Origin of the sequence: Sphaerothrix gracilis Ecp01 (genome assembly GCF_030405905.1) — a bacterium.
In the GTDB taxonomy this organism is placed as follows: domain Bacteria; phylum Cyanobacteriota; class Cyanobacteriia; order Phormidesmidales; family Phormidesmidaceae; genus Sphaerothrix; species Sphaerothrix gracilis.
Genome location: NZ_JASATW010000140.1, coordinates 1 through 1,060, shown reverse-complemented (window position 1 = coordinate 1,060; position 1,060 = coordinate 1). Strand labels below are relative to the sequence as shown.

At 48.6% G+C, this 1,060-nt stretch carries 1 rRNA gene; it reads right to left on the bottom strand.

Features of this window, described 5'->3' with window-relative positions:
- Positions 1–1,060, bottom strand: a 23S ribosomal RNA gene (locus tag QJQ48_RS28325); the annotation flags it as partial.

Here is a 1,060-nt window from a genome sequence, read left to right as displayed (position 1 = left end):
ACCTTTAGAAGCCTCCGTTACTCTTTTGGAGGCGACCACCCCAGTCAAACTACCCACCAAGCACTGTCCTTCGCAAGAAGTTAGACTCTAGATAAGCAAAGGGTGGTATTTCAACAATGACTCCACAACGCCTGGCGACGCCACTTCAAAGTCTCCCACCTATCCTACACATTACTTATCCAAAGCCAATACTAAGCTATAGTAAAGGTTCACGGGGTCTTTTCGTCCCACTGCGGGTAATCGGCATCTTCACCGATACTACAATTTCACCGAGCTCATGGCTGAGACAGTATCCAAATCGTTACACCATTCGTGCAGGTCGGAACTTACCCGACAAGGAATTTCGCTACCTTAGGACCGTTATAGTTACGGCCGCCGTTTACTGGGGCTTCATTTGAGATCTTCGAAGTAAACTTCTAAACCCTCCACTTAACCTTCCAGCACCGGGCAGGTGTCAGGCCCTATACATCATCTTTCGATTTAGCAGAGCCCTGTGTTTTTGATAAACAGTCGCTTGGATCTTTTCACTGCGGCCTGTATTACTACAGGCGACGCTTCTCCCGAAGTTACGCGTCTATTTTGCCTAGTTCCTTAGCCATGAATCTCTCGAGCACCTTAGAATTCTCATCCCAACTACCTGTGTCGGTTTACGGTACGGGCTGCTTCACTCGCTTTTCTTGGAACCTCCTTCGCTGCATTATCACCTTGGCCGTAGCCTCAGTGTACTATCGCTTGCGCTTCAACGTACTATTCCGTCAGTACGCAGCAACCACGGAGATCCGTCACTTTTAGTGTGAGCAGGTACGGGAATATTAACCCGTTGTCCATCCACTACCCCTTTCGGGTTCGCGTTAGGTCCCGACTAACCCTCAGCTGATTAGCATAGCTGAGGAAACCTTAGTCTTTCGGTGTGCGGGTTTCTCGCCCGCATTATCGTTACTTATGCCTACATTTTCTTTTGTAGCTTCTCCAGCATACCTCACAGTACACCTTCGACGACACTACAATGCTCCCCTACCACTTTTACAAGTCCATAGCTTCGGTAGTATGTTTATGCCCG